The 20,233-nt window shown below is 57.4% G+C and carries 22 protein-coding genes, 1 tRNA gene and 1 pseudogene; 11 read left to right on the top strand and 13 right to left on the bottom strand.

Annotation, left to right across the window (positions count from 1 at the left end; all coding sequences use genetic code 11):
- Window positions 1-326 precede the first annotated feature (326 nt).
- Window positions 327-650 (bottom strand): hypothetical protein, encoded by a 324-nt coding sequence (locus ACIOYV_RS05760; RefSeq protein ID WP_401321639.1) that lies wholly within the window; start codon window positions 648-650, stop codon window positions 327-329.
- Between the two features lies 1 nt (window position 651).
- On the bottom strand, window positions 652-894 hold the full coding sequence (locus ACIOYV_RS05755; RefSeq protein ID WP_401322618.1) for a DUF4224 domain-containing protein: 243 nt from the start codon (window positions 892-894) through the stop codon (window positions 652-654).
- Between the two features lie 234 nt (window positions 895-1,128).
- Between ACIOYV_RS05755 and ACIOYV_RS05750 the strand changes: the two genes are divergently transcribed.
- Together ACIOYV_RS05750 and ACIOYV_RS05745 are read left to right on the top strand one after the other, a co-directional pair.
- Window positions 1,129-2,217: a GTP pyrophosphokinase family protein gene (locus ACIOYV_RS05750; RefSeq protein ID WP_401321637.1), complete on the top strand. Its 1,089-nt coding sequence runs from the start codon at window positions 1,129-1,131 to the stop codon at window positions 2,215-2,217.
- A 383-nt stretch (window positions 2,218-2,600) separates the two neighbouring features.
- Window positions 2,601-3,419: a putative phage abortive infection protein gene (locus tag ACIOYV_RS05745; protein ID WP_401321634.1), complete on the top strand. Its 819-nt coding sequence runs from the start codon at window positions 2,601-2,603 to the stop codon at window positions 3,417-3,419.
- 225 nt (window positions 3,420-3,644) lie between these two features.
- Here the strand turns inward: ACIOYV_RS05745 and ACIOYV_RS05740 are convergent, their stop codons facing one another.
- Window positions 3,645-3,770: a hypothetical protein gene (locus tag ACIOYV_RS05740; protein ID WP_401321633.1), complete on the bottom strand. Its 126-nt coding sequence runs from the start codon at window positions 3,768-3,770 to the stop codon at window positions 3,645-3,647.
- Between the two features lie 553 nt (window positions 3,771-4,323).
- Window positions 4,324-4,411, bottom strand: a tRNA-Ser gene (locus ACIOYV_RS05735).
- Window positions 4,412-4,534: 123 nt separating this feature from the next.
- On the opposite strand from ACIOYV_RS05735, the gene ACIOYV_RS05730 reads away from it, so the two are divergent.
- Entirely contained in the window at window positions 4,535-5,206 is a 672-nt protein-coding gene (locus ACIOYV_RS05730; protein WP_034147218.1) for a Bax inhibitor-1/YccA family protein, read from the top strand.
- Window positions 5,207-5,267: 61 nt separating this feature from the next.
- On the opposite strand, the gene ACIOYV_RS05725 is transcribed toward ACIOYV_RS05730, so the two are convergent.
- The 3 genes from ACIOYV_RS05725 to ACIOYV_RS05715 all read right to left on the bottom strand — a co-directional run bounded on the left by ACIOYV_RS05725 (window position 5,268) and on the right by ACIOYV_RS05715 (window position 6,886).
- Window positions 5,268-5,954: a hypothetical protein gene (locus ACIOYV_RS05725; RefSeq protein WP_401321630.1), complete on the bottom strand. Its 687-nt coding sequence runs from the start codon at window positions 5,952-5,954 to the stop codon at window positions 5,268-5,270.
- A gap of 107 nt (window positions 5,955-6,061) precedes the next feature.
- Window positions 6,062-6,391: a YceK/YidQ family lipoprotein gene (locus tag ACIOYV_RS05720; RefSeq protein WP_401321628.1), complete on the bottom strand. Its 330-nt coding sequence runs from the start codon at window positions 6,389-6,391 to the stop codon at window positions 6,062-6,064.
- Between the two features lie 57 nt (window positions 6,392-6,448).
- The gene (locus tag ACIOYV_RS05715; protein ID WP_054046539.1) at window positions 6,449-6,886 is read right to left on the bottom strand and encodes an Lrp/AsnC family transcriptional regulator; all 438 of its coding nucleotides are present in this window, start codon (window positions 6,884-6,886) and stop codon (window positions 6,449-6,451) included.
- Between the two features lie 134 nt (window positions 6,887-7,020).
- On the opposite strand from ACIOYV_RS05715, the gene ACIOYV_RS05710 reads away from it, so the two are divergent.
- A complete protein-coding gene (locus ACIOYV_RS05710; RefSeq protein WP_401321626.1) occupies window positions 7,021-7,914 on the top strand; it encodes a DMT family transporter in 894 nt (297 codons plus the stop codon).
- A gap of 3 nt (window positions 7,915-7,917) precedes the next feature.
- Here ACIOYV_RS05710 and ACIOYV_RS05705 read toward each other — a convergent pair whose 3' ends face one another.
- Together ACIOYV_RS05705 and ACIOYV_RS05700 are read right to left on the bottom strand one after the other, a co-directional pair.
- On the bottom strand, window positions 7,918-8,955 hold the full coding sequence (locus ACIOYV_RS05705; protein WP_401321624.1) for an FUSC family protein: 1,038 nt from the start codon (window positions 8,953-8,955) through the stop codon (window positions 7,918-7,920).
- 38 nt (window positions 8,956-8,993) lie between these two features.
- The gene (locus ACIOYV_RS05700; protein WP_401321622.1) at window positions 8,994-10,619 is read right to left on the bottom strand and encodes an NADP-dependent glyceraldehyde-3-phosphate dehydrogenase; all 1,626 of its coding nucleotides are present in this window, start codon (window positions 10,617-10,619) and stop codon (window positions 8,994-8,996) included.
- Window positions 10,620-10,990: 371 nt separating this feature from the next.
- On the opposite strand from ACIOYV_RS05700, the gene ACIOYV_RS05695 reads away from it, so the two are divergent.
- From ACIOYV_RS05695 to ACIOYV_RS05675, 5 genes are all read left to right on the top strand, one after another.
- Window positions 10,991-11,353 (top strand): c-type cytochrome, encoded by a 363-nt coding sequence (locus tag ACIOYV_RS05695; RefSeq protein ID WP_401321619.1) that lies wholly within the window; start codon window positions 10,991-10,993, stop codon window positions 11,351-11,353.
- An 18-nt stretch (window positions 11,354-11,371) separates the two neighbouring features.
- Complete coding sequence (locus ACIOYV_RS05690) at window positions 11,372-12,766, top strand: D-arabinono-1,4-lactone oxidase (protein WP_401321616.1); 1,395 nt, start codon at window positions 11,372-11,374, stop codon at window positions 12,764-12,766.
- A gap of 74 nt (window positions 12,767-12,840) precedes the next feature.
- The gene (locus ACIOYV_RS05685) at window positions 12,841-14,049 is read left to right on the top strand and encodes a DSD1 family PLP-dependent enzyme (protein WP_401322615.1); all 1,209 of its coding nucleotides are present in this window, start codon (window positions 12,841-12,843) and stop codon (window positions 14,047-14,049) included.
- A gap of 80 nt (window positions 14,050-14,129) precedes the next feature.
- Entirely contained in the window at window positions 14,130-15,110 is a 981-nt protein-coding gene (locus ACIOYV_RS05680; protein WP_401321613.1) for a LysR family transcriptional regulator, read from the top strand.
- A 433-nt stretch (window positions 15,111-15,543) separates the two neighbouring features.
- The gene (locus ACIOYV_RS05675; protein WP_401321610.1) at window positions 15,544-16,065 is read left to right on the top strand and encodes a GNAT family N-acetyltransferase; all 522 of its coding nucleotides are present in this window, start codon (window positions 15,544-15,546) and stop codon (window positions 16,063-16,065) included.
- Between the two features lies 1 nt (window position 16,066).
- Here the strand turns inward: ACIOYV_RS05675 and ACIOYV_RS05670 are convergent, their stop codons facing one another.
- Window positions 16,067-16,759 (bottom strand): aspartate/glutamate racemase family protein, encoded by a 693-nt coding sequence (locus ACIOYV_RS05670; RefSeq protein ID WP_401321608.1) that lies wholly within the window; start codon window positions 16,757-16,759, stop codon window positions 16,067-16,069.
- Between the two features lie 78 nt (window positions 16,760-16,837).
- On the opposite strand from ACIOYV_RS05670, the gene ACIOYV_RS05665 reads away from it, so the two are divergent.
- The gene (locus ACIOYV_RS05665) at window positions 16,838-17,599 is read left to right on the top strand and encodes a helix-turn-helix domain-containing protein (RefSeq protein WP_401321605.1); all 762 of its coding nucleotides are present in this window, start codon (window positions 16,838-16,840) and stop codon (window positions 17,597-17,599) included.
- 70 nt (window positions 17,600-17,669) lie between these two features.
- The gene (locus ACIOYV_RS05660; protein ID WP_401321603.1) at window positions 17,670-18,164 is read left to right on the top strand and encodes a hypothetical protein; all 495 of its coding nucleotides are present in this window, start codon (window positions 17,670-17,672) and stop codon (window positions 18,162-18,164) included.
- 24 nt (window positions 18,165-18,188) lie between these two features.
- On the opposite strand, the gene ACIOYV_RS05655 is transcribed toward ACIOYV_RS05660, so the two are convergent.
- The 3 genes and pseudogenes from ACIOYV_RS05655 to ACIOYV_RS05645 form a co-directional block, all read right to left on the bottom strand.
- On the bottom strand, window positions 18,189-18,575 hold the full coding sequence (locus ACIOYV_RS05655) for a putative Ig domain-containing protein (protein WP_401321600.1): 387 nt from the start codon (window positions 18,573-18,575) through the stop codon (window positions 18,189-18,191).
- Between the two features lie 1,029 nt (window positions 18,576-19,604).
- Window positions 19,605-19,895: pseudogene (locus ACIOYV_RS05650) on the bottom strand (PAAR domain-containing protein); the annotation flags it as partial.
- 114 nt (window positions 19,896-20,009) lie between these two features.
- Window positions 20,010-20,231, bottom strand: coding sequence for a cbb3-type cytochrome c oxidase subunit 3 (locus tag ACIOYV_RS05645; protein WP_401321598.1), 222 nt, complete (start codon window positions 20,229-20,231; stop codon window positions 20,010-20,012).
- Window positions 20,232-20,233 lie beyond the last annotated feature (2 nt).

Here is a 20,233-nt window from a genome sequence, read left to right as displayed (position 1 = left end):
CGTTCTTGTTTGTGTGTAATTTGTTGGGCATGTACCGCGCGCACTCAGGATCAGATAGCTGCAAACATGCTGAGCATTACGCTCGGCCTTTTTTTGCGATCAGCAGGCCCAGGCTGTTGGCCTCATCGCCTTCAGTCATCTGGAGGCGCAGCTTCTTGTGCGCCATGTTCGGCTGCACGCCCAAGTATTTCCCCATCGACATGATCCTTCCGCATGACCAGAACGTCCGCTCGCCGCTGGCCGGTCAGATACGCCTGTTCCATCGCGTCTTTCAGCTCTTGAGCTGCCTTTCTCTTAACCCAGCAGTCGTGGCCGGGGTGATTGAGTCAATTGGCGCGCTGTCGAACATCGGCCTGAGCTGCTTGATTTCCGCCAGGTTGTCCTTCTGAGTACGCGCAGCTTGCTTCGAAACGATCGTGGATGTACCGATCGAATATGCCTTTCATGGTGAGCAGGTCGAGTGACTTGTCCTTGGTCTCGAGTTCAGCCCATTTGATCCCAGCCAGGTCCAGGTCTTTGCCCAAAGGAATCGCCTTACCAATCGGATCCAAGTAGTAACAGGCGATCCAGTCCTTTCCGCTTTTCCGTGGCCGCGTCCATTGATACATCCGGGACGGCAAATTGCGTGTTTCGGCCTTGCGGAGTTGCATATCAGTTCACTCGCGAGAAGTCAGGCGTCCATGCCGGCGCCGCCGGCGGTGGGTTGGGGTCCATGATGGTCGGGGAGAGCATGCCCAGCTTCATGCGGGCGTACATGCGGCTAGCCAGTGGTCGCTTGCCGCGGCTTTCGATGAACACCCAGTGGCGATCAACCAGCCAGCAGAGTTGGTAGGCTCGGGCCTTGTAGTCGGTGATGTCTGCCAACTCTTCATCCGAGAGAATTTCTGTTTCTATATTGGTGCTCCGCGCCGCGCGTGGCGGCAGAAGGGAGTTATTAGGTTTGGGTTTACAGCTGGATGAGTTCACTCGGGATGGCTACGGGTAGCCCCTGCAGATGTTGTTGGTGATGTCGTGAAGGGATTCGGCCCTATCCCACATCCGGCCTTTGCGCTGCTTTTGTAATCAATGCGGCTTTCGGACGCTGCTGTTGTATGATTTGTGAACTTGACTGGAGCGTTGGAGCAGTAAATGGATCTGAAGGACGGGGGGTTAGTAAAGGATTTTGAGCTCGAGAGGGCGCGTTATGAGTCGTTCGCTGCTACCGTGAGCGGTTTGCTTGAACGATTGTTGAAGGCAGAAGAAATTGGTGTCCATTCGATATCTTTTCGCTGTAAAGAAGTTGCGAGTCTCGAAAAAAAAATTACTGCCAAACCTTCATATCCATCACTCGCACACATTACCGACTTAGCGGGCGTTCGAGTCATAACTCACTACTCAGATGATGTTGATCGAGTTGCAGTTTTGGTCGAGTCCGAGTTTTCTATTGATACTGATAATTCAATAGATAAGCGAGTTGCGCTGGATCCTGATCGGTTTGGATATTTGTCCTTGCACTATGTAGCGTCGATGAATGCGGAGAGATCTAAGCTTAGAGAGTATTCTGCATTTAGAGGGCTGAAGGTTGAGATTCAGGTCAGATCTATTCTTCAGCATACTTGGGCGGAAATCGAGCACGACATAGGTTATAAAAGTACTGTTCAAGTTCCACGCCATATACGCAGAAAATTTTCCAGGTTAGCGGGGCTTCTAGAGCTTGCCGATCAGGAGTTCGTATCTATTCGGACGGATTTGGATGCCTATGAGAACAGTATTGAAGGTAAAGAGAGTACTGAGGAAGCTCTTCTTGACAAGGTGACTTATACCAGTTATGTATTAAATGATAGCGATTGTCTTGGCTTGGATAAAGTGGTGGCGGAAAGTTGTAGGTACAAGCTCGTGGAGATCATCGAGACTGAGAAGTGTTTGGCAGTTTGCGCTTTATTGGAAATACCAACACTTGGTATTTTGAGTCAGCAATTAAACGAGAATCGGGCGGCTATAATACTCCGAGCTGAAATTGTTGCGGAGTCCAGAGCTGGGCTACCATTAGCTGATATTGGTCGGGGCGTATGTGTGTTTTTCCTACATCAAGTAATTGTCGCTAAATCTCAAAATTTGGAACTCGCAAAAGCTTACTGCGCACTTAATGATTGGAGTGAGGAGTTTGTCACTTATCTGATGGAGTTTGGAGCAGATTTGATTTCAAGAAACAGTACTGAAGTAGGAGAGAGTGACTAGTGAGGCCGGGCAGACTAGTCATTGGCCTGCTGAGGTAGATTCGCTTCATGCGGCCAACTTCGACGTATAGGTCCGCGTGCCATTGAGGATTGCTTCCTTGATGGCGTAGAACTCCCAAGCGAAGTATTGAGATTCGACGCAGACCCGCATCCCAACGCGGTAGTCGTGCTTTTTGCGCTTGAACTGCACTGTATCTCACTGCACTGACTGGTTGGGCAAGGTCTGTATCATATCGATGCAGTCGCCGACCAGTATCTAGCGGGAAGGGGTCATAAGTGATTTTCCAAAAAGGTGCCGCCATCCGTGACCGGTGGTGGCAATTTGGTTTGGGTTGGGGTATTACGGTTGACCGGCATGGAGCCGGGTCAGGTAGGTAAAAGTATATGAAGAAAAAAATTAGTGCTGGCGCGATGATCGCTGGCGGTGTATCGGCAGTATTTGTAGCGTATGTTGGCTATTATTATTTTTTGTACTCAGGTTATTCCTCGTCGGTGGATATTTCTGATTTGAAGGGAGTTCGCAGTGGGACATTTGGAGATGCATTCGGTGCCCTAAATGCCCTTTTTTCAGGCTTGGCATTCTCTGGTGTACTAATTACGCTTTATTTTCAGAGAAAGGATTTAAAGGAGAGCCATACTCAAAACGCTAAGCAGCAAACAGAGTCACAGTTTTACAATATGCTTGCACTTCAGCAGCAAGTTGTCCAAGGGTTTGATTTACATCGTAGTGGTCCAGATGCCCATACGATACAGGGGCGAGATTGCTTCCGCGATTGGAGGCGAAAGATGCAGGCGCGGTACGTCGCTCTAAGCCTGGAATTTCAAGGAAAGCCAGATATTACTCGAGGAGTTGAAGCCTTTAAAAAAATATACAGAGCTCATCAGGGTGATTTAGGGCTTTACTTCAGAAGTCTCTATTCTGTATTTAGATTTCTTGATGGTGTGGATACTTCGCAAAGAAAACATTTAGGAGCAGTCATGCGCTCTTTGCTGTCTGATTATGAGCTTGTATTTATTTTTTATAATTGCCTTAGTGAAAAAGGAAGAAAATTCAATCGTTTCGCAATCGAGTATGCTTTGTTTGATAATTTGGATGTTCAGCGACTGCTGAAAATTGAGCACGTGGCTCATGCGGATAGAGCATCGTTAGGTGAAAACCAGCTCGCATTAAAAATCAGAGAGGCTGCATACACTAATAAGTAAAACTCATTCAGGATTGGTGCGGTGAGAGGGTTTACGGGTCAACAATTTCATCGCCTAGTTTTTTCGAATTTCGATCAGGCTCTGATTGTGAAATTCCATCGCCACGTTATCGCTAATTACGATGATGTGGCGCACCCTCAGCGCCTCGCGCGCCCCTTCCGATCCAAGCGAGTGCACATGGCGAAGGCAACCTTCAATCATTGAAGCCTGCTCTGTATCTTCTTTCTATACCATGAGTTCTTCCAACTTCTGCCGCTTGCCAAGTCGGCAGCGATGCCGCAATTCCTTCTCTTCATACTCTATCCGCTTCTCGGCGACCTCCGCCGATCGCTCTTGTTCGCTCTTGGCCATGGCCAATCTCTTCTATGCCACTGGCCGACAGCGCCAGCCAGGTTTGTCGTTTGCGTTGCTGCACTCGGCCCATCCTGCGCATCAGGTCGAATCCGGAAAGTCGAGCGAGTGGTTAGTTATCAGCGCTCGGCAAAGCATCTCGCTGAATGGCCGCGACCAATTCAGCATCAATCGGAGGCGCGACCGACAACAGAGGATCAGTGTTTGACCTGACTGCATCGACCACGACCTTGAACGATGGCTTGCTGCAGTTCGGCAGGAGTTTGCCAGCCTAACTTGTCGCCACGTTCAAAGCGCGCCCAGACTGGCTCCTCAGTCAGTTCATGCTCGGCTTCATGTTTCCAACCGACACGACAGGCGTTTTTTGAGGGTGATTATTGAGACCGGCAGGACGCCGTAGGCGGGCGCTTTCGTTAAATGATTGCGGGAAATTTCTGAGGGGGGCGGAAAATAGCTGAAAAGATGCGGAAACGACCGCGTCTATGACGTGCCAAATACCCAAACCCCAGAAACGAAAAAGCCCTGACTAATCAGGGCTCTAACGTATTCAAGATGGCGGAGGCGATGGGATTCGAACTCATGGACCTGTTACAGTCGACGGTTTTCAAGACCGTTGCCTTAAACCACTCGGCCACACCTCCGTTTGCGTTGCGGGCGCCATAATACCTGAATGAAACACACTGTCAAACTCTCTGCATGGCTTGTTACAGAGCGTCTGTTATGATCTTTGCGACTGAACGTTTCAAACCAATAGGAGTGTCGCCATGCGCGAACAGGATTACGCAGTTAATAACAGCGTGCAGGCTGAGCAGCTAGAGGTTAGCCGCGTCCTGCGCAATACGTACGGCTTGCTCGCCCTCACGCTCGCATTCAGCGGTGTGATGGCGTTCGTTGCTCAGCAGATGCGTGTCGGTTACCCGAACATTTTCGTGGTGCTGATCGGCTTCTATGGCCTTTTCTTCCTGACCAACAAACTCCGTGACTCGGCGTGGGGCCTGGTATCTGCCTTTGCCCTGACCGGTTTCATGGGTTTCCTGCTCGGCCCGATTCTCAATCGTTACCTGGGCATGCAGGGTGGCGCTGAAGTGGTCAGTTCCGCTTTCGCGATGACTGCGCTGGTTTTCGGTGGTCTGTCGGCCTATGTGCTGATCACCCGCAAGGACATGAGCTTCCTGGGTGGTTTCATCACTGCCGGGTTCTTCGTGTTGCTGGGCGCGACGCTGGCGAGCTTCTTCTTCCAGATCAGCGGTCTGCAACTGGCGATCAGCGCAGGTTTCGTGCTGTTTTCCTCGGTCTGCATTCTGTTCCAGACCAGCGCCATCATTCACGGCGGTGAGCGTAACTACATCATGGCGACCATCAGCCTGTATGTATCGATCTACAACCTGTTCATCAGCTTGTTGCAGCTCTTCGGCATCATGAGCCGCGATGATTGATCGCTAGCCATGAGCAATAAAAAACCCGCTTCGGCGGGTTTTTTTATGATCGCCTCTTTGACTACCGGGTAGGTATGCTTGATTTCAGAGGTTGGGGTTTTTCAGCGATGTCCGCGGCGCTGACTTTCAGCCTCAATGTCAGACCCTGTAACTGCCTCATTTTTAACATGCCCAGCCGCCAGCCCTTTCGTTCCTGCCTATTGGCATCCAGGCCATGACATTCAAGTTTTCGTTCAGAGTGACTCATGGCGCCCGCGTCTTCCCAATGGCAGCGTACTTCGAGCAATTGCTCGTCAAGCCTGGTCGCTAGCTGTTCGTCTTCCTTAAGGAATGTTTCGACTTCCAGCCCAACGGTGGAGGTGTCAAACGTATTGCGCCCGGTCTGTGACCGATCCCGGATCGAGAAATCAAAACTGTAGAGCACCAGCGTGCAATCGCCGACTCTTTTGCCTAGCTCAACCTCGAATTCAGAAGTGTGGGGCGTAGGGTACAGCTGACTGTAAAACCTCGCTTTGTCAGGATTGGGCTCTCCGTCGTAATCGTCGGGCAAGATGCAGACACTTGTGAACAGCGGACGGTAGGAGGCGGTCACGTCCACAGCATACTGTGCGGGAACCTCGGTCTTGAGTGTCACGTGATTGGAAAGCATCGCGCAGCCTGTTACTTGCAGAATCACACTTCCCAGTAGCAAGTTGCGGACGGAACGAGGTACGGCGCTGGAACTGAGGTGCCGTAGTAGGGGGCGCATAAATACTTCCTTGTAATTTTGCCGGGCGGCAATGGGGTGCGCACTCTAACGGCGTATGGAGAGTGGTGAAAGCGTAAAACCTACTGTTGTCAGAAAAGGGACGCTCCTTACTCCGCCACGAAAATGCTGCCATCGGCATTCTGGCGGTAGATGGTATAGGGCAGGAGCAAGGTATCGAGGGCTCCTGACAGGACTACATCGATTAATACCCAGGCAGGGTCGTTGGTGTAGGTCTGCGGATCGCGCCCCTGCTCCAGTGGCGCATTCAAGCTGCAAAAATCGTAGGTCACGCCGCTGTAAATCCTGGGAATTGCGCCGCAGTAACTTTTTTGATCCTTGAGACTCTTGGCAGCCACTTCGTCACCGCGCATCACTGTTTGAACGGTGCCGCATCCCGTCAGCATCAGCGCCGCCAACATCATTACCAGAGTTTTCATACCGCCATTCCTTAGCTGTAAAATTATCAATCTACGCCGATCCGGGCAAAACAACATTCACGCCATCGGCGGCAATCTGCGCTTGACCGGAGTTTTCTTGACGATCGCGGTGTTGGTTTCGGCGTGGGTGTTGAGGCGGTCGAGCAGGGTGTCCAGCTGTTCCATCGAACGCACATGCAGGCGCGCAATAAAGCAGTCATCGCCAGTGACCTTGTCGCACTCGGTGAACTCGGGGATTGCCTGGATCTGCCGCTCGACCTCCTGCAATTGCCCCGGCAACGGGCGAATGCGCACGATGGCCTGCAGTTGATAGCCGAAGCATTTTGGATCAATTTCGACGGTGTAGCCCTTGAGCACACCGCGTTCCTCAAGACGACGCAGGCGCTCGGCAACGCTGGGCGATGACAAGCCGCTGATTTGCGCCAGTGCCTTGAGCGAACGCCGTGAGTCTTCCATCAATGCGCTGATCAGCACTTGGTCAATGTCGTCGGTCATGGCGAAACCTCGATTAGGCAATTGAACAAAACGGCCTCGATAAAAAAGGCAAAAACCGAGTTTAGCCTGATTTTTGCGCTGGAGAAGGCCCTTAGCCGATTGGCATAATTTGGCCTCAAACACTGGAGGTTGAAATGGACAAAACACTACGTCGCGGCTCATTCGAAATGACCGCCGCCATGCTCATTTCCGGGACCATCGGCTGGTTCGTGCTGGTGTCCGGGCAACCGGTGCTGGACGTGGTGTTCTGGCGCTGCGTGTTCGGCGCCGGCACCTTGTTGCTGATCTGCGCCGCATTCGGCTTCCTGCGCCCAGGCATTCTGACCCGCACCACGTTCTTGCTGGCAGTGCTCAGCGGCGCGGCGATTGTCGGCAACTGGGTGTTGCTGTTCGCGTCTTACTCCCGCGCGTCGATTGCCATCGGCACGGCGGTCTACAACGTTCAACCGTTTATGCTGGTCGGCCTGGCCGCGCTGTTTCTCGGGGAGAAAATCACCCTGCAGAAGCTGTTCTGGCTGGGCGTCTCGTTCCTCGGGATGCTGGCGATTGTCAGTGCCCACGGCGAGCAGGGCGCCGGTGGCAATGATTACCTGATGGGGATCGGCCTGGCGCTGGGCGCGGCGTTGCTATACGCGATTGCCGCGCTGATCATCAAACGCCTGACCGGCACACCGCCGCATCTGATCGCGTTGATTCAGGTTTGCACCGGCATACTGTTACTTGCGCCTTTTGCGCACTTTTCGGCATTGCCCCAAGCGCCCAGTGCCTGGGCGAGTCTGGTGACGCTGGGCATCGTGCACACCGGTTTGATGTACGTGCTGCTCTACGGCGCCATTCAAAAACTGCCGACGGCATTGACCGGTGCGCTGTCGTTTATCTACCCGATTGCGGCGATCTTCGTTGACTGGTTCGCGTTCGGCCATCGCCTGGAACCGCTGCAATGGCTCGGTGTGGCGGCGATTCTGCTGGCCGCCGCCGGCATGCAACAGGGTTGGGGCTTGAAGTTGCGCCGAGTGGCCACGCCGTAAGCCTCAGAGATTCCAGCGCGGCGCGGTCTTGGCCAAGCGCTGACGCATGTCACCGATGTTGGCGGCCAGTTGCCGGGTCAATAAACGGTAGCCGTCGAGCGGACTGTAGACCGGCGCGTCGAGGCTGGCGTCCGGCAACTCTGCCGGCCGGTTGAGCCGCTGGGACGCTCCGGACTTCAACGCCCGGGCCATGCCGATCAATTGCACGCGAATCTGCCGGTGCTCTGCCTTCAACGCTGTTTGCAGATGGGCCATGGCCGCCGGATCACTGGCATCCGGGCGCGTATTGCCGAGGATTTCCAGGGTACTGATGCACATGCGCAGATTGCGTTGAATGGCATCCAGTTCGGTCATGGAAATCCGCACTTCCTTGGACACCGACGGCATCAGCGAGCGCAGTTGTACCATCACCGCGTTCAAGCGGCCCATGAGTTTCAGGTGTTCGTCATCGGTGACCGGTTGGCCATTGATGATGCGTCCGTAGATCGTCGCGCAATCGCGCAAGGCATCGGCCAGGTTGTAGCGCCAGGAGAACACCGCGTACAGCGGCAGGGCGAAGGAAAACGCCAGGGCCAGGGCGATGCCGATCAGAATGTCGACCCCGCGCCACAAGCCGTCAGTGACTGGATTGTCGCCATGCCCGGCGACGATAAACACGGTAATCGCCGACAGCAGCGCCGTGTAGCCGCCCTTGCCGATGGCGTGATACGAGAAAAACCCGCACACCACCGACATCGCAAAATAGGTCAGCCAAGGCATACCCAGCCAGGCTTGTTGCGCCACCAGCAGCAAGCCGACCCCGGCACCGATCAAGGTGCCGATCGCTCGCTCGGCGGCTTTTTTGCCGATATTGCCGTGGTGCTGCAAACCGCCAATCACCACCAGCATGGTCACCGACGCCCACTCGCCGTGGGGCAGGTGGATGCCGGTGGTCAGCAGGATCGTCGCCAGCAGCCCCAGCGACACCCGCACCGCGTGGATCACCCGGGCATTGCGATAACGCCGATACGGGTCCAGTAACGGACGTAGCAATCGGCGCATCAGCGGTGGCAGGCGATAAGCTCTCAGATCGGTTCTCCTCAGAAAATGTAATCAGTGGTCAGGAAGCTCGAATCCCGCCCGCGAATGATCTCGCTGATGAGCGCTTTGTTGCTGTCCTGGAACTTGGTCGCCACCAGTGTGCGGATCGAAAACACCCGCAATGCGTCATGTACCGACAAGGTGCCTTCGGCGGAGTTCTTGCGACCGTTGAACGGGAAGGTGTCCGGGCCGCGTTGGCACTGGGCGTTGATGTTGATGCGCCCGACCTGGTTGGCGAAGGTGTCGACTAGCCGGCCGACCGCCACCGGGTTGGTGCCGAAGATACTCAGTTGCTGGCCGAAGTCCGATTCGAGGACGTAATCGATCACCGTGTCCAGATGCCGGTACGGCACGATCGGCACCACGGGGCCGAATTGTTCTTCCTGATAGACGCGCATCTGCGGGTTCACCGGGTACAGCACCGCCGGGTAGAAGAACGACGCGCGCGCTTCGCCGCCATTGGGATTGACCACAGTCGCGCCTTTACTCACTGCGTCGGCCACCAGCGAATGCAGGTAATCAACCTTGCTCGCTTCCGGCAACGGTGTCAGGGCCACGCCGCTGTCCCACGGCATGCCGGGTTTGAGGCTGGCGAGTTTGGCGTTGAATTTCTCGATAAATGACTCGACCACGTCTTCGTGGACGAAAAGGATTTTCAGCGCGGTGCAGCGCTGGCCATTGAACGACAGCGAGCCGGTAAGCGCTTCGCTGACGGCATTGTCCAGATCGACCTCAGGCAGCACGATGCCGGGGTTTTTCGCATCCAGGCCCAGGGCGGCACGCAAACGGTGTGGTTTTGGGTGGAGTTTCTTCAGGTCGCTGGCAGCCTTGTTGGTGCCGATAAACGCAAAGATATCGATCTTGCCGCTGGCCATCAGCGCGCTGACGGTTTCGCGGCCACTGCCGTAGATCACGTTGATCACGCCGGTCGGGAAGCTGTCGCGGAAGGCTTCCAGCAGCGGCCGAATCAGCAAAACGCCAAGCTTGGCCGGTTTGAACACCACGGTGTTGCCCATGATCAGCGCCGGAATCAGCGTGGTGAAGGTTTCGTTCAGCGGATAGTTGTAAGGCCCCATGCACAAGGCGACGCCCAGCGGTACGCGGCGGATCTGGCCGAGGGTGTCCTGTTCCAGCTCGAAACGGCTGGAGCGGCGGTCAAGTTCCTTGAGGGCGTTGATGGTGTCGACGATGTAATCGCAGGTGCGGTCGAACTCTTTTTCGGAGTCCTTGAGATTCTTGCCGATCTCCCACATCAGCAGCTTCACTACGGCCTCACGCTGCTGGCGCATGCGTCCGAGGAAGGCTTCGACGTGTTGAATGCGTTCAGCCACGCGCATGGTAGGCCACAGGCCCTGGCCACGGTCGTAGGCACGCACGGCGGCGTCGAGGGCGGTCAGCGCGGTTTCGGCATCCAGCAGCGGCGTGCTGCCGAGGATCACTTGTTCGTCGCCATTCTCGCCGGTCAGGTACACCGGGCTGCGGACCTGGGCGAGCGGGCCGTCCCAGGTGCGCAATTGACCATCGACCAGGTATTCGCGCTGCTCGGTCTGGCCGTCGAGGCGGTATTTTTCCGGGATGTCGCTGCTGTCGGGAAACAGATTGCCAAGGATGTGTGCTGTGGTCATGTCGCTACCCCGTCTGGATTCGGTAAGGCGTTGATGAATCGTTTTAGCAGACCTGGGCCTCGCTTGTCATGACCCATCGCAGGTGAGCGTCGCTTATTCAAGATAGACGCTGCTGGCATTAATCGACACTGAACCCTTGTGGGAGCGAGCCTGCTCGCGAAAGCGGTGCACCAGCCAACATCAATGTTGAATGCCACTCCGCCTTCGCGAGCAGGCTCGCTCCCACAAGGGTTTTTCGGTGGCCTCAGAAGCCCCCCTTTATGTCCCGCAATGCCCTCAACCCCGCGACTCGCCTGGCTTAACGTGGCCTCTCCTTGATCACAATAACAATGTGCACCCGGCTGGCCGGAGCACCAAACGAGAGGATGGCTATGCCGACAAACAGGTACGCGGCGCTTCTGCTCATCGCCACGTTGCTCAGCGGCTGCGGCGAAGAAGCTAAACCCACGGCCAACCGCAACGAAGCGGCCAATTCAGCACCCAGCGACGCCGCACTGGCCCAGGTATACGCCAACAGCTGCCAGCTCTGCCACGCCAATCCTGCCGCCGGCGCACCACTGACCGGCGATAAAAAAGCCTGGGAACCGCGTGTGCAGCAGGGCGCCGACACGCTGCTCGATCACGCGATCAACGGCTACAACGGCATGCCGCCGATGGGGCTGTGCATGCAGTGCTCTGAGGAAGAATTCCTCGCGTTGATTTCGTTTATGTCCGGTCAGTCCATCCAACAATAAGAACGGCAGGTGCACTTCATGACAATGGACCTGACTCGACGTCAGTTACTGCAACGGGCAAGCGTCATCGGCGCCTTCACCGCCCTCGGCTCAAGCCCGGCGCTGGCCGAGCTGCTGCGCGCACCACGGTTGATTCCATGGCGCAACTGGTCGGGTGGCCAGAGTTGCCTGCCGGCCGCGCGGTTGGCGCCGAAAAATCTCGATGAGCTCACCCAGGTCATCCGCCAGGCCCCCGGCAAAATAAGACCGGTCGGCTCGGCCCATTCCTTCAGCGCGCTGGTGCCCACCGACGGCACGTTGTTGTCCCTGAGCTACTTCACCGGATTGCTCGACCACGACCCCAACACCTTGCAGGCCGAATTCGCCGCCGGCACGCCGATGTCACGCATGGGCACACCGCTCAAGGACATCGGACAAGCTCTGCAAAACATGGCCGACATCGACTATCAGACCCTCGCCGGAGCGATCTCCACCTCGACCCACGGCACCGGCAAAACTTTTCAATCCTATTCCGCCCACGTCTGCGGCTTGCAGTTGGTGACCGCCAGCGGCGAGGTGTTGGACTGTGACAGCAATCGTCATCCCGAAGTCTTCAGCGCGGCCCGGGTTTCCCTCGGCGCCTTGGGCGTGGCGACCAGAATCCGCCTGCAAAACCGCCCGGCCTATCGCCTGCGAGAACGCCAGTGGATCGCCAAGACCGAAGAGCTGCTGGAAGACCTCGACAAGAACACCCGGGAAAACCAGCACTGGGAAATGCTCGTGGTGACCCATTCCGACTACGCGCTGTCGATCGCCCTCAACGAAACCACTGACCCGGCCACGCCGCCGATTCCGCCGGAGGAAGAGGGCGGCAACGAGTTCGTGACCCTGATCGAGAAGATCGACAAGTACGGCAGCGATTTCCCCGACCTGCGCCGCACGCTGCTCAACAACCTGCGCCACCTCGCGAGTTTCGATGACCGGGTCGGCGACTCGTTCGACATCTACGCCAACGTGCGCACCGTGCGCTTCAATGAGATGGAATATTCGGTGCCGGCGGAACATGGCCCGGCCTGCCTGCGCGAGATCCTCAAGCTGATTCAGGACAAGGACCTGCGCACCTGGTTTCCCATCGAATACCGCTACGTCAAGGCCGACGACATCCCCCTGAGCATGTTCGAAGGCCGAGACAGTTGCTCGATCTCGGTCCACCAGCATTACCAGATGGACCATCACAACTTCTTCGCCGCCGTTGAGCCGATTTTCTGGAAGTACAACGGGCGGCCGCACTGGGGCAAGTTGCATACCTTGAATGCTAAAAACCTGCAGCCGCTGTACCCGCGCTGGCGCGAATTCGTTGAGGTGCGCCAGGCGCTGGACCCCAGCGGCAAGTTTCTCAACGCGCATTTAATGTCGATTCTGGGAGTGAACTGATGGCCGTGAATCGTCGCAATTTCCTGCTCGGGAGTTTGGGCGTGGGCGCCTTGCTGGTGGGGGTTGGTGCTTGGCTGCGGCCGGGGGATCGGGGCGGTCCTTACAGCGATTATTTTCGAGCGCTGAACCTCGAACTCAAGGACCACGGCCCGATGCGTCCGGTGATGCTGATCGACCTGGATCGCCTTGATCACAACATCGATGTGGTGATGCAGTCAGTCCAGCGTGCCGGCAAACACCTGCGTCTGGTGGAGAAATCCCTGCCGGCGCCAGGGCTTCTGACGTACATCGCCCAGCGCGCCGGCACGAAGCGCTTGATGTCGTTTCACCAGCCGTTTCTCAACCATGACGCCGTGCAGTTTCCCGACGCGGATATCCTGCTGGGCAAACCGCTGCCGGTGCGTTCGGCGCAGTTGTTTTATGAAACGCACAAAGGGCCGTTCGACCCGGCGAAGCAGTTGCAGTGGCTGCTCGACACCCCCGAGCGGCTCCAGCAATACCTTGCACTCGCGCAAGGCTTGGGCACGCGACTTCGGGTGAACATCGAACTCGACGTCGGCCTGCACCGTGGCGGCGTCAGTGATGTGGGCGTGCTCGGGCGAATGTTGACGTTGATCAGCGCCAATCCGCAACACCTGGAGTTCGCCGGGTTCATGGGCTACGACCCGTTCGTCGGCATGGGCGTGCCGGGGATCCTGGGCTCGCCCGAAGAACTGTTTGCCAAAGTCATGGTGATCTACAACCGTTGCGTCGATTTCACCCGTCAGCAATATCCCGGCCTGTGGCGCGAAGGGTTGACGCTCAACACCGCCGGCAGCCCGAGTTATCGCATGCACGAGCAGGAAAAACTGAGCAGCGAAGTCTCGGTCGGTACGGCGATGCTCAAGCCGACGCACTACGACTTGCCGTCGCTGGTGGACCATGTGCCAGCGGCGTACATCGCCACGCCGGTGTTGAAAAGCACCGGGGCGGTGAATATTCCGGCGCTGGATGGCAAGTCGAAGCTGTTCTCGTGGTGGGACGCCAATCAGCGCGAAACGTTTTTCATCTATGGCGGCAACTGGATGGCCGAGTTCGAATCGCCTCAGGGTTTGCAGAGCAACGGGGTGTACGGGCGCAGTTCCAATCAGGAAATGGTCAACGGCTCCAGCGCCGTGGGGTTGGCAGTGGAAGACCAAGTGTTCCTGCGGCCGACCCAGACGGAATCGGTGTTGTTGCAGTTCGGTGATTTGCTGGCGGTGCGGGGCGGCAGGATTGTCGACGTGTGGCCGGTTTATTCCTGAGCCTGAAACACAAGTGCAGCAATGTTTCGTTAACAATCAGCAGAGGAAGCTCGACGAACAAGCACGACAGGGAGTCATCGATGGCATTTGCAGAACCAGCAGGAGCTCAGAACACGAGCGATTACCGCTACCCCGAGGTGAAATCCGATTCCTGGCTGGCGCTGGCAGCCGGGATCGAGGCCGAGGTGGCGCAGTACTTCATGGTCAGCGCCCGGTGCGGCTGTTTCATGCAAGCGGCGCGCAGCCTCAACGTCAGGACGACGTTGCTGCGCAAACAACTGGCGAAACTGGAGGCGCAGTTGCAGCGCACCCTGTTCAACTTTCAGGGCAGCAACCTGAGCCTCAGCCGCGAAGGGTTGCAACTGCATGCGCAACTGATCGCGTTGGCCCATGAGCGCACCTTGCCGCTGGTCGAACAGCCGCTGATCCGCCTGGCGGTGGCCGAGTCGATCCTGCATGACATCCTCGGCCGCGACCTGATCGCGCTGCTACGGCGTAATGCCAGCGTGCGCCTGGAGATCATCTCGCTGGACAGCGAACTCGCCTTGCAAGCCGTCAGCGCCGATGTGGTGCTGTGGCTGGGCACCGGTGACACACCGTTGCCCGGGCCGACGTTTGCCATCGATGAGCCACAACGTCTCGCGCAATTGGACTATTTCCCGCACATCGCCAAACGCTATTCACGGGTCACGTCCCGCCCGGAAAGCCTCGATGAACTCGCGGATTTCATGCTGGTGCACTGGCAGCACGACCGGCAAATCGACAGCTTCGGGCCCTGGAATCGTCTGGTGGAACAACGTCTGGCCGGGGTCGTGCAGTTGCAATCCTACGAACTGATGCTGGAAATGATTCGGTGCAGCGCCTGCATCGGCCTGTTGCCCAACTACATCAGCCGTTTTGACCGCGCGCTGATTGCGTTGCCGGGGTTGTTCAGCGAACCGATGCAGCGCCAGGCGTGGCTGGCGGTGAATGCCGAATCCCAAGGCCAGACCGAAGTGCAAGAACTCGCCGAACTCATCCGCCACACCTTCCATGAGCGGCAGGATTGGTTCGAAAGCTGACGCACATCCCCTGTGGGAGCGAGCCTGCTCGCGAAAGCGGTCTTCCAGTCGACATTGATATTGCCTGACACGCCGCCTTCGCGAGCAAGCCCGCTCCCACACTGGATCTCCAAAAGATGCAGTATTTGCGACCAACCCGAATCCCCTGTGGGAGCGAGCTTGCCCGCGAAAGCGGTGTTCCAGTCGACATTGATATTGCGTGACCCACCGCCTTCGCGAGCAGGCTCGCTCCCACACTGGATCTCCAGAGGAAGCAGTATCTGTGACCAACCCAAATCCCCTGTGGGAGCGAGCTTGCTCGCGATGAGGCCAGCACATTCAAAATAGACAGTGACTGGTCGGCCGCTATCGCGAACAAGCTCGCTCCCACAGGGTTCTAGTCACAATGGATTGGTGCGGTTTAGAGTGAGCGGCCATTCAAGGAAGAATCGCTATGCCGACCATCGACCCCAGTATCACCCTCCAGCGCTTCAACGAATCCCACATCGACGGCATCACCGCGCTCTACAACGACCCGGCGATTACCCGTCAGGTGCTGCAAATGCCCTTTCAGTCCACCGAAGTCTGGCGCAAACGCCTGATGCCGGACAACGAGCGGGTGGTGCAACTGGTGGCGCTGTATCAGGGCGCGGTCATCGGCAATATCGGGCTGGAACAGTTCTCGCGGATCCGCCGCAGCCACGCTGGCAACATTGGCATGGGTGTCGCCGGGGAATGGCAGGGCAAGGGTGTCGGTTCGACATTGCTGGCCACGGCGCTGGACATCGCTGACAACTGGATGAACCTGCGCCGGGTCGAACTCTCGGTGTATGCCGACAACGCCGCAGCCATCGGGTTGTACCGCAAGTTCGGTTTCGAAGACGAAGGCCTGTTTCGCGACTATGCCGTGCGTGACGGCGTGCTGGTGGATGCCTTGAGCATGGCGCGCCTGCGTGCCACGCCCAAGGCCGGTTGAGTCACTCGCCTAATGCGAACGCCACCGCCGCCTGCGCATGCAGTTCGGTGGTGTCGAGCAGGGGCAGGGCGCTGTGCTCGGGTTTGATCAGCAGGCCGATTTCCGTGCAGCCGAGGATGATCGCCTGGGCGCCACGTCGGGTCAGCGATTCGATGACTTGCTGGTAGACTTGGCGTGACGCGTCGCTGATCACGCCGACGCACAATTCGTCGTAGATAATTCGATGCACGGCCTGACGTTCCTCGGCTTCCGGTACCAGCACCGTCAGCCCTTTGGCTATCAGGCGATCCTTGAGAAAGTCCTGCTCCATGGTGAACGCGGTGCCCAGCAACCCGACTTTCAGCGCGCCGGCATCGACTGCGGCCTGACCGGTCGGATCAGCGATGTGCAGGAACGGAATGCCGATCGCCGCCTGAATCTGCGCGGCCACTTTGTGCATGGTGTTGGTACACAACACCACGCACTCGGCGCCACCGGCCTCCAGCCTGCGCGCGGCATCCACCAGGATCGCCGCCGCATCGTCCCAGCGCCCGGCGTGCTGGGCCTGTTCGACAGGCCCGAAGTCGACGCTGTACATTAGCAATTGCGCCGAGCGCAACGGCCCGAGACGGTCCCGGACCTGCTGGTTGATGAGGCGATAGTATTCGGCGCTGGACTCCCAGCTCATGCCGCCGATAAGGCCGATGGTGCGCATGCTGTGCTCCTGTTTTTGGCAACCCTTTGATAGAGAGTCTCCCGTGGATCCGCGCTTCGATCTATCAGGAAATTTCACATGCTGAGCCAAAGCCTGCTGGGCGACAAAATCGGCCTGCACCTGCTGCCGCGCGCCGCTTACAGCGCCCGGGACCCGGCGCAGTGGCACACGCTCGGCGTGACTCTGGAGCGCCAACAAGGCGTGCACGCCATTGATTCCGACCATCGGGTGGACTTCGACACGCTGCCCGGCGTCCTGGCGCATACCCCGGTTGGCGTGGAAGTGTTTTCCGAATCCGCGAGTGGCGGCGAATACCTGTTGCTGCGGCTGGATGAACCGTTTGCCCGGCAGCATCTGCCTGCGATTAGCCATCGGGTGCAGTCACCGGGGCACGTTCAGGCGCTGGGGCTGGCTCGGACATTGCGCCGCTTGATGCTCAACCCGCAACCTGACGGTCTGGCGCTCGAACAAGCGGCATTGCAGTTGGTGGGGCAGGCGAGTGTGCACGTCGATTCCCGAACCACACCCAAAGCCTTCACCCGAGTCCTCGATCAAATCGCCGAGCAGTTCCATCAACCCCTGAGCCTGGAGCAGTTGGCCGTGACTTACGGACACAACGAGCTGCGGTTTCTGCGCGACTTCACCCGCACCATCGGCCTCACACCCCACGCCTACCTGATCGAAGTCAGGCTCCAGGCCGCCCGCCGGATGATTGAGCAAACCGATCTGCCCCTTGCCAGCATCGCCCTCGACGCCGGGTTCGCCCATCAGTCGCACATGGGCAGCGCCTTTCGCAAACACCTGGCCATGACCCCCAGCCAGTACCGCTCACGCTTTTAGTCGTACGCCGGCCGCCGGCATCTGCCATGCTCAAAGTCCGCAGCACTGCTTCAACCAAAGGAACATGGCAATGGACAACGTACAGCAACTGGGCGAGATGCTTCGTCACTACGCAGAAAGCGAAGCGCACAAGAAGCAATTGTTTGAATCGCAATCGGCCGTGTGGGCGACGCGCATTGGTGAGCTGTTCGATCAGATCCAGCACTGGCTGGAACCGGTCCAGACGCCGAACCTGCTGGAAGTGAGCCGCGAAGTGTACGTCGCGTCCGGCCCAAGCCTGCCGGTCGAGACCTCGACCTTCAAGACCGAGAAACTGACGGTAGTGATCGCCGGCAAACCGGTGGAATTCGTGCCGGACGTGATGGGCGCCGGAGGCCAGATATCCCTGGCGGTGATGGGTCTGACCGCTGCGCGTTACGGCAGCATTTCCCTGGTGTGCCTGCCGCCGTCAGCGAGCTGGCAATGGCGCAAGACCAACGGGCTGAAAGACCCGGACACCTTTAGCTTCGACGCGAACTTCCTGGCGCAGCAGTTGCAGAGCCTGATCCCCCGCGAGCGCGGCTGATCGAGTACTTGGCGCTGTGGGGTCTTAATCACTATCGACGTTTAAAGTGTAGGTCCGTTGCGCCGCTTGGCCGGTGCACTGGGTGCCGTAAGTGTTGAGGTAGATCGAGACTTCATAGCGTCCGGGTTTCGTCGGTGTGCCGACGATATCGGCATGGTTCTGACCCTCTTCATAAACCAGTTTCAATCCTTCAGGCAGTGGCTGCGCCGGGTCGACGTAGAACCCGGCGACGGCAACGTTCGGTCTTTCTACCTCGACACTGACGCGATAAGGTTTGCCGGTTGTAGCACTGACGAGGTTGTCGGGTTGAATCGTCAGCGGTGCACGCCCAGAGCAACTCGCCAGAGTGCTTAGCTCACAGCCGCTCAGCAGCAAAGAGAGCGCGATAATCGAGAAAAGAGCACGTTTCATGGTGAGTTCTTCTATTAGGAATCAAGGAATTTTGCTGAATACAAGGCCGCCATAAAGGTGCTTGAGTACGCTTTGCAAGGTTGAATCGGGTGCCACAAGATGGCCAACCCGGCCCCAAGTGAACAGCTTCGATTGAGTGATTTTGTCGCCCGGTGCCGTCGTTTCAGTGATGTCGCCCGCTGCCGTCGAAGGCGCTTGTTCCCAGGTGATCCAATGATCCTTCATCAATCCTTCGCCACCGGCCAGCATGCCGGCACCAATTAGCGTCGCGACATGGTGTTGAGGGCTGATATGTCCGAACAATTCAATCAATTGCTGCTGGTTGAGATGGGAGGTGAACTGAACGTTGTCGAAGACCACGCTCGCACCCGCTTGCTTGAACCAATCTGCGATTTTTCCTGGCAGCGTGATGCCTGCAACCTGATCGTCCGGCGAGTCGTAGTCCATGAACAGGTTTTCACTGTCGCGCAGGCTGGCCAGTGATATCCAGTCAATGCCCCAGATACGGTCGTTTTCATTCTTGCGGCTAAGATTTTTCGGGTTACAAGCACCGTGGCTCGGCTTGATATGCAACTGCCCGATTGTAGTTTCTCCCGTTTCCCATAAATCAATAATGGCCTTTGTGTACAGATCGGGGCGATCCATCAGCAACGCATAGAAAAAGGTTGCCGGGCCACACAGGCTGGTTTCCAGTTGATTGGGGTAGCTGGACGGGTTTGACGTGCTCTGGACCGTATAGCCATGCGCCTTGGCGACACGCGATTTGAGTTGTTCGTAGATCTTGTTTTTTTCGAATGGGTCTTGCGGCGTCCCGATGGGATGAGCCGGATCATTGAACACGCGCTTGGTGTCAGTGCTGTTGCCGAAGGCGGCCAGGATTTCTACTGACGCCTTGATCGGATTGGCAGGTGCCGAGGTGGCGGCTGCTGGCGGAGCTGGCGAAGAAGGTGCCAGTGCTGCCGGCTGCGCCGCAACAGGCGTAACCTGGGAAACTGCGGCTGTCGCTGCCATTGCCTTGATAGCGCCTACCGGAGCGGTCACTACGGTATCGCCGATTATGACTGTCCCGGAACCGCCCACAACGACACTGCCGTGATCGCCCGTACTGCCGACAACTGCGGCATTCAGTCCGTTGATAAAAACGGTCTGTGACACGGCGCTGACGATCGCGGCACCGCAGGCAGACAGGTCACTCTGTCTTGCAGCAGCCAGACCGTCGAAAAAGACATCGGTTGATCCGCTGACAATGGGATTGGTTCCGTGTCCGGGGAGGGGGCACGTGGTCGGATCTGTCACTCGGGCCGCTGGTTTTCCGCTCATATTGATACTTCCCTGTTTTGAGTGGGCAGAGTCTAGACCAATCAACTGTTCAGGAACGAGCGTCTTTCAACGCCTTGTCGGCGAATACATCGATCCTCCCCGCAAGCCGGGCATTCAAACCTCCAAATTCCCCCATCCCGGCTTCGCTTCTTCCGGCGCCACCACCTTCACCTTTTTCCCCGTCGCCAATTCCACCCGCCGCGCCACCTCCGGGTCATCGGCGAATGGCATCAGGCTCGCGTCCTCGAGGCTCTCGGGCGTCTGGTGTTTCAGGCAATACTCGATCGCCAGCCAAAACCCGACGACCCCCAACAGATTCAACGCCATCTCGATCATCT

The sequence above is a fragment of the Pseudomonas sp. NPDC087342 genome, assembly GCF_044744265.1.
GTDB lineage: Bacteria > Pseudomonadota > Gammaproteobacteria > Pseudomonadales > Pseudomonadaceae > Aquipseudomonas > Aquipseudomonas nunensis.
This window is presented reverse-complemented; position numbering and strand designations above follow the sequence as displayed.

What these genes read in the sequence shown, in the direction of transcription:
- ACIOYV_RS05760 (WP_401321639.1), bottom strand. Translation starts at nt 650, where the DNA reads ATGCAACTCCGCAAGGCCGAAACACGCAATTTGCCGTCCCGGATGTAT.
- ACIOYV_RS05750 (WP_401321637.1), top strand. Translation starts at nt 1,129, where the DNA reads ATGGATCTGAAGGACGGGGGGTTAGTAAAGGATTTTGAGCTCGAGAGG.
- ACIOYV_RS05745 (WP_401321634.1), top strand. Translation starts at nt 2,601, where the DNA reads ATGAAGAAAAAAATTAGTGCTGGCGCGATGATCGCTGGCGGTGTATCG.
- ACIOYV_RS05740 (WP_401321633.1), bottom strand. Translation starts at nt 3,770, where the DNA reads ATGGCCAAGAGCGAACAAGAGCGATCGGCGGAGGTCGCCGAGAAGCGG.
- ACIOYV_RS05730 (WP_034147218.1), top strand. Translation starts at nt 4,535, where the DNA reads ATGCGCGAACAGGATTACGCAGTTAATAACAGCGTGCAGGCTGAGCAG.
- ACIOYV_RS05725 (WP_401321630.1), bottom strand. Translation starts at nt 5,954, where the DNA reads ATGCGCCCCCTACTACGGCACCTCAGTTCCAGCGCCGTACCTCGTTCC.
- ACIOYV_RS05720 (WP_401321628.1), bottom strand. Translation starts at nt 6,391, where the DNA reads ATGAAAACTCTGGTAATGATGTTGGCGGCGCTGATGCTGACGGGATGC.
- ACIOYV_RS05715 (WP_054046539.1), bottom strand. Translation starts at nt 6,886, where the DNA reads ATGACCGACGACATTGACCAAGTGCTGATCAGCGCATTGATGGAAGAC.
- ACIOYV_RS05710 (WP_401321626.1), top strand. Translation starts at nt 7,021, where the DNA reads ATGGACAAAACACTACGTCGCGGCTCATTCGAAATGACCGCCGCCATG.
- ACIOYV_RS05705 (WP_401321624.1), bottom strand. Translation starts at nt 8,955, where the DNA reads ATGCGCCGATTGCTACGTCCGTTACTGGACCCGTATCGGCGTTATCGC.
- ACIOYV_RS05700 (WP_401321622.1), bottom strand. Translation starts at nt 10,619, where the DNA reads ATGACCACAGCACACATCCTTGGCAATCTGTTTCCCGACAGCAGCGAC.
- ACIOYV_RS05695 (WP_401321619.1), top strand. Translation starts at nt 10,991, where the DNA reads ATGCCGACAAACAGGTACGCGGCGCTTCTGCTCATCGCCACGTTGCTC.
- ACIOYV_RS05690 (WP_401321616.1), top strand. Translation starts at nt 11,372, where the DNA reads ATGACAATGGACCTGACTCGACGTCAGTTACTGCAACGGGCAAGCGTC.
- ACIOYV_RS05680 (WP_401321613.1), top strand. Translation starts at nt 14,130, where the DNA reads ATGGCATTTGCAGAACCAGCAGGAGCTCAGAACACGAGCGATTACCGC.
- ACIOYV_RS05675 (WP_401321610.1), top strand. Translation starts at nt 15,544, where the DNA reads ATGCCGACCATCGACCCCAGTATCACCCTCCAGCGCTTCAACGAATCC.
- ACIOYV_RS05670 (WP_401321608.1), bottom strand. Translation starts at nt 16,759, where the DNA reads ATGCGCACCATCGGCCTTATCGGCGGCATGAGCTGGGAGTCCAGCGCC.
- ACIOYV_RS05665 (WP_401321605.1), top strand. Translation starts at nt 16,838, where the DNA reads ATGCTGAGCCAAAGCCTGCTGGGCGACAAAATCGGCCTGCACCTGCTG.
- ACIOYV_RS05660 (WP_401321603.1), top strand. Translation starts at nt 17,670, where the DNA reads ATGGACAACGTACAGCAACTGGGCGAGATGCTTCGTCACTACGCAGAA.
- ACIOYV_RS05655 (WP_401321600.1), bottom strand. Translation starts at nt 18,575, where the DNA reads ATGAAACGTGCTCTTTTCTCGATTATCGCGCTCTCTTTGCTGCTGAGC.
- ACIOYV_RS05645 (WP_401321598.1), bottom strand. Translation starts at nt 20,231, where the DNA reads ATGATCGAGATGGCGTTGAATCTGTTGGGGGTCGTCGGGTTTTGGCTG.